The 5,055-nt window shown below is 50.6% G+C and carries 6 protein-coding genes; all 6 read right to left on the reverse strand.

Going from position 1 to position 5,055, the window contains the following annotated elements; genetic code table 11:
* Positions 1–431: transposase (locus H597_RS0126440; protein WP_371850748.1), on the reverse strand; the 431-nt coding region annotated here is incomplete at its 3' end.
* Between the two features lie 112 nt (positions 432–543).
* Positions 544–1,056, reverse strand: coding sequence for a Tli1a family immunity protein (gene tli1a / locus H597_RS34435; RefSeq protein WP_083941305.1), 513 nt, complete (start codon positions 1,054–1,056; stop codon positions 544–546).
* Positions 1,057–1,222: 166 nt separating this feature from the next.
* Complete coding sequence (locus tag H597_RS34440) at positions 1,223–3,211, reverse strand: T6SS phospholipase effector Tle1-like catalytic domain-containing protein (protein WP_083941306.1); 1,989 nt, start codon at positions 3,209–3,211, stop codon at positions 1,223–1,225.
* On the reverse strand, positions 3,201–3,851 hold the full coding sequence (locus H597_RS34445) for a DUF3304 domain-containing protein (RefSeq protein WP_083941307.1): 651 nt from the start codon (positions 3,849–3,851) through the stop codon (positions 3,201–3,203). The genes H597_RS34440 and H597_RS34445 overlap by 11 nt, the downstream gene beginning before the upstream one ends.
* Positions 3,778–4,659 carry a DUF4123 domain-containing protein gene (locus H597_RS0126460; RefSeq protein WP_083941308.1) on the reverse strand — a complete coding sequence of 294 codons (882 nt, stop codon included), beginning with the start codon at positions 4,657–4,659 and terminating at the stop codon, positions 3,778–3,780. The genes H597_RS34445 and H597_RS0126460 overlap by 74 nt, the downstream gene beginning before the upstream one ends.
* Positions 4,660–5,055: DUF2345 domain-containing protein (locus H597_RS0126465; protein ID WP_028104762.1), on the reverse strand; the 396-nt coding region annotated here is incomplete at its 5' end.

Consider the following 5,055-nt stretch of genomic DNA (forward strand, 5'->3'; position numbering starts at 1 on the left):
TGCACGATGCTGGCGTCAATCATCTGGCCACCACGCGCAATGAAGCCATGCTTGGCCAGTTGGCGATTGACGGCTTCAAAGACGCTTTCGCTGGCGCCGGCCTTGATCAGGCGCTCTTTGAACGTCCAGATCGTGGTGCGATCCGGAATCTGGCTCGAATCACGCAATCCGGCAAAGCGTTGGAAGCTCAGGCGGTCCAGCAACTGGTACTCCATTTGTTCGTCCGACAGATTGAACAACTGCTGGATCAACAGAATGCGTACCATCACCTCGGTGGGGAACGACGGTCGTCCGCCACGTTCGCGACCAGGGCGCGGTGCAGCGTCGTCGACTGCAGCGGCAAGCGCGGCGAAGTCGACATGCCGCTCCAGCACTTGCAGCGCGTCGCCAAGCTTGGTCAGCTTGGCCTCACGCTCCTGGGCGGCAAACAAGTTCGGTTTCATCATCGGCAGCGTCGTTAGAAATGGACCATCGACATCATGCCATCACTGCAGAGGTTTTTCGAGGTGCCCTTAAATAGATTATGATTTTTCGCAGGCTGAATTAGCAATCATGAGTTTCTCCTGCCTTTTTCTCCCACTCCAAATAGTTTTCCCTCGTGCCATTCGACTTCCATGGAAGAAGTGAACTTTCGTCCATTGGGTAAAAAGGATGACCGGGGAAGCAATTGGAGACCAAAACTTTTACTTGATGATTATCGTAAAAATGTACCTGAAGGCTCCCGCCCCTTTTCCCATATTTAGGTATTTCGAGCTCCATCGATTGGGGCGGAAGTTGTGGGTCTTCTTCTTTCATACGGTCATACTCCCACTTGATTTTTACGCGCAATCCAGGACGCCAAGTTGCTGGCAGCTGCGCACAACATGTTACAGCTCCACCACCCGACTCTGGATCAACGTCTGGTCCCATTGAGCCATCTACAGTGAACATATAGATTGGCCTATCTTTAGTATGGTTGAATCCTCGTATGCCGGAGCTGACCATCTCTTCCTTACATCCACTAATTAATATGGATCCAATAATTTCCAATACAAGAAGAAATATCGTTCTTTTCATATTAATTGTCCTTCTTGGCTTTCGGTGAAGGTGTTGGCGCCGCGCATTGGTGCTTCGGATCAGGTGGGGAACTCAGGATATCATCAACAGACCGGCCCCGAGAGGCTGTGGGGGGATTTCAGCAGCCTGCTAGCTTGGTTTTTTGATTAACCAAAATTCATGATTCTTATCTCATCCGGTCATACTCGGCTTTGTCCAGCGCCCATTGCTTAAGTTGTCGGCGCTGCGCCTTGGCGGCTCGCCATTCCACCTCATTTTCGTTTTCCGCTGTTTCTTTGACGATGCTATCACCCTGGTCGCCAAAATAGATCCGCCGGAATTTTGCAATGCCTATGCCATTAAGGAGGAATTCATCGACATTGTCCTTTTGAATGCCGGCAATTGAATCGTGCACCCAATGGTCAAAAAAATTGACCATTTCCATTGGCTGTGGAGCTTCGCTCAGCGATTGCACAACGCCAAGGACATCACGTTCGGGCGCATCAGCATCTACCAGAAATGGCGAAGCATTGTCAGCAAGCCACTTGCGCCACTGTTCTAATTTATCGAGAATCTTATGAGCATCGATATCAGCTTGGCCATTATCCCGGTCGTCATCGCCAGCGCCCAATCGCTTTTTTAGAATATAGGAGTACTTTAGTACCGACCCAGTCATCAATTTCTCGGTGAATGTTGAACCGGTAGCTGCGACTTGATATGGTTGCGGGAGGTGGAAGTCATAGGATTTTTCGTTCTTCATCAGGTAGTCGATCATGTGTGCCACATTTGCCAGCACCGCAATAAACCGCTGTTGGGAGTCTCGCAAGAACTTGGTCTCGGTTGGAGCCGCCTTATAAAATTTTCGCGTGTAGTAGCCCCCTGCTTGTGGGTGAGTCCCAGGAGCCTTCCGTGCTTGATACCTGTAGGTGAAGTAGTGTGCCATGTGCTGGCGCGCCATTTCTTCAACTGGCGCCTCAGTGATTTTGGCATGCTGATAGTAGGAATTGAATGCATCGAGTGCTGCCTTTGACGGGATTAGTGCCATCTTGGTTTCTAATATCATCTCACCGAGCAAGCGCAAGGGAACTCCGGCAGCGAGGGCTGCGCAATACATTTCAAAACCAGCGATCCTGGCCAATTCGTCTGTCTTGCCTTGTGCTTTTCGAGAATAACCACCGCCAACATCGGAATGGGCGCCAGGATAAATATATTCTCGAACGTTTGCTGGATATTTTCCGTCCACTCGAACTGAGTCTAGCGGGAACGTTGCACGGACCTCATGAGCTGCAACGATATGTAGGCAGTTTTGTACCGCCTGGTTGATCTGCATATTGTCGTTGGCCCACGACTGATGACCTTCAAATGCCGCGATACCATTTGAAAATCCCGCAGCAACCCCGACGGAGGCAACGGTATCAAATATCCCAAGAAAGGTTAAGTGCAGGGGGATACCCGCAAAGTAAAAAAGTTCTCCCTTTTTCTCACAGAGTGCATATAACCAGTTCACGAAAGCACGCGCTTCTGCAGCGCCACGTGAAAAACCAAACACAGATAAATTGATTTGCTCCGGATAGGAAATGCCACTGGGTCGCCCTGCAACCATTGTTTTTACTTTGTTGACCCAGCCGCTTAGCACGAAGTTGCGCTCCAACGCTGTTGAACCTATACCGCCAAGATTGTTGGCGATTTTGTTTGCGTCTTCAGGACCAATCAGCAAGTTGCCGGTCAAAAACCGGCTGACGTAATTCACTACCTGGAGCAGGGCCCAAATGATACGAGGTTCGCCATTCCACGATGCAGCCGTTCCAAGCGTGCCACCACTGTCGCGAATGCCATCAAATGGCGTTCCAACGCCAGGAATGTAAGTTGCGTAGTACTTATCTGTACCGACGATTTTTCCGTCGGGGTACGTATGAAATAGACGAACCACATTACTTTGCTTATGTTGCTCGGGGCTGGTGCGGACTTTCTGATAGTCGAGGTACTCATTATTCCCAGTGCCATCAAAGAATATTCCGGCGAATATGTGGCCACAGCATTTGGGCGAGGACTGGGTTCCTTGTTGGAGTGCGATCGCTTTGGCGCGCTGCATGGCTTCGGCGTTACCGAGCGGCCGCATGCTTCCGCGCGTGTTCGATAAATTTGGGTTTTTTGCAGGTTGGACGTTAGCAGACATGACCAGGCCTTAAGGGTTTTTCATTTTTCATAAATTCAGCTTTGCTTCGGTTCGCCTTCCATGGCAACAGTAGCTTTTCGTCCAATGGGTAGAGTGGATGCTCTGCATCGCAAGTTGTAACCACCAATTGAATCTTGTCATCGTCGTAAAAGTGGACATGAATGTTTCCCGTTTTAAGGTATTTGGGTACCTCCACGATTGCGGCTTGCGCCGGCAATTTCTCGTCAGATTCTTTCATTCGTCCGTAAGTCCATTTGACCTCTACATGCATCCCTGGGCGCCATTCCCTCGGCAGCATGAAGCAGCACAAATCCTTTCCGCCACCCGATTGAGGCATCACATCGGGTCCCATCGCATCATTTACATAAAATTGTTCAATGGGCCGATTTGCAGTGTGGTTGTACCCGACAACGGTGACGGCAACTGAATCATCGCGACAGGCGACAAGTAGGAAAGACATTAGTGCAAACGAAATAATTGAAAAATTTACTTTCACTTGAAACCTCACTATCAAATAAATTTTTTGTGCACCATGCAATTGCGTAGGTCCACTTCGCTTTTTGAAATCACAAAAAACTTTCGCTAACCAAACCTGTTCCGAGATCGCCGGGGGGCCACTGCTTTCTGGCGAGATATGCATTTAAGGAGTCATCCTGGTTCGTCTTCCCTTCAGTCAGGAAAGCTGCAACCGAAAGCGAGACAACGTCTGCCCAGTTGGTTACGTCGAACTGGCGCGCGATTTCGCAGCTTTTCGAAACCATTGAGTAGCATTTTGAACGTGGCATATTTTGCGGAATGATGTCCGACATCGAGCCCGATATCAGGAACAGGATGTTGTCTGGTTCGGCCGCCAAAAGTAATGAGGCCAGTTGTTCGTGTTCGAGATGAATCTTTAATGCCTTCGATGCATCAGGGTCCGACAAGGCAAGCGGCGTCAGGCCGCCTTCACGATTTACTACCAGCCATTCCACAATAGGTGCCGCAAGTGCCGCCCATTGATCTTGTCTGAATACCTTTGGAAGCTCTGCGAGTACGCGGGTGTCCGCCAAACGCAATAGCATCTTCTGGTGATCGATGGCCGTTACCCAATGAAGTAATTCCCACGATTCGCATAATTTTTTCAAGTCAATTCCGCTCCCGAGGAAGCTGATCATGGGGCGGTCGTGACTGTGTCGAAGTAGCCGGGAGAGGAAGGCCTGATCATTTATCGGATCGATCGGTACCAATATTGGTGCAGCTTTGCGCAGGCCTTCATACGCGTGGCTGGCGTAGCAATTTATTCCTCGATCCCAGTAAGGAGCATCGTTGGCATTGGGGTAGTCGAATGCTGCATCAATCAATGCCGCCCAGTGAAGGTCGGGCTGCGCTTCGGCCGATGCAATCAGAGCTTCACGGACTGCAGGAACATTTGCCGGGTCCTGGCCAAAATATTCTGTTGTTCTTTTCATTTAAACCACCGCGACGGGCGAACCAGATTTAAGGGCTTTAATCAGGCAATCAATGCAGACAGGTTCGCTGGATGGTAGTTCCGGAATGCGGTAGTCCGTGCGTTCTGGCCCGATAAAGGACTTCTTTCCAGCCTTGATCTCGATCTTGCCCGGGCACTGCACCGTGATATTGCCGCCATCGATGGTGATGTTGGCGCCACCAGCCGTAGAAAGGCTGATCTTCTTCGCCGCAGCCCAATCGATATGGGCGTTGGCGCTCTTCACGTTGATTTCATCACGCGCCTGTACCAGCATCGCACCAGCTTGCGCCTGCACGTCGATTGGATCGCGCGCGGCGATCACTTGCACGCCGAGATCCTGCGCGCCGGGTTTGACCGCGCCACCCAACACGCCAAT

This window comes from Pseudoduganella violaceinigra DSM 15887 (assembly GCF_000425385.1).
GTDB classification, from domain to species: Bacteria; Pseudomonadota; Gammaproteobacteria; order Burkholderiales; family Burkholderiaceae_D; genus Rugamonas; species Rugamonas violaceinigra.

Excerpts from the sequence above, each read along its gene's own strand:
- tli1a (WP_083941305.1), bottom strand. The coding sequence starts at position 1,056 with ATGAAAAGAACGATATTTCTTCTTGTATTGGAAATTATTGGATCCATA.
- H597_RS34440 (WP_083941306.1), bottom strand. The coding sequence starts at position 3,211 with ATGTCTGCTAACGTCCAACCTGCAAAAAACCCAAATTTATCGAACACG.
- H597_RS0126460 (WP_083941308.1), bottom strand. The coding sequence starts at position 4,659 with ATGAAAAGAACAACAGAATATTTTGGCCAGGACCCGGCAAATGTTCCT.
- H597_RS34445 (WP_083941307.1), bottom strand. The coding sequence starts at position 3,851 with ATGCATATCTCGCCAGAAAGCAGTGGCCCCCCGGCGATCTCGGAACAG.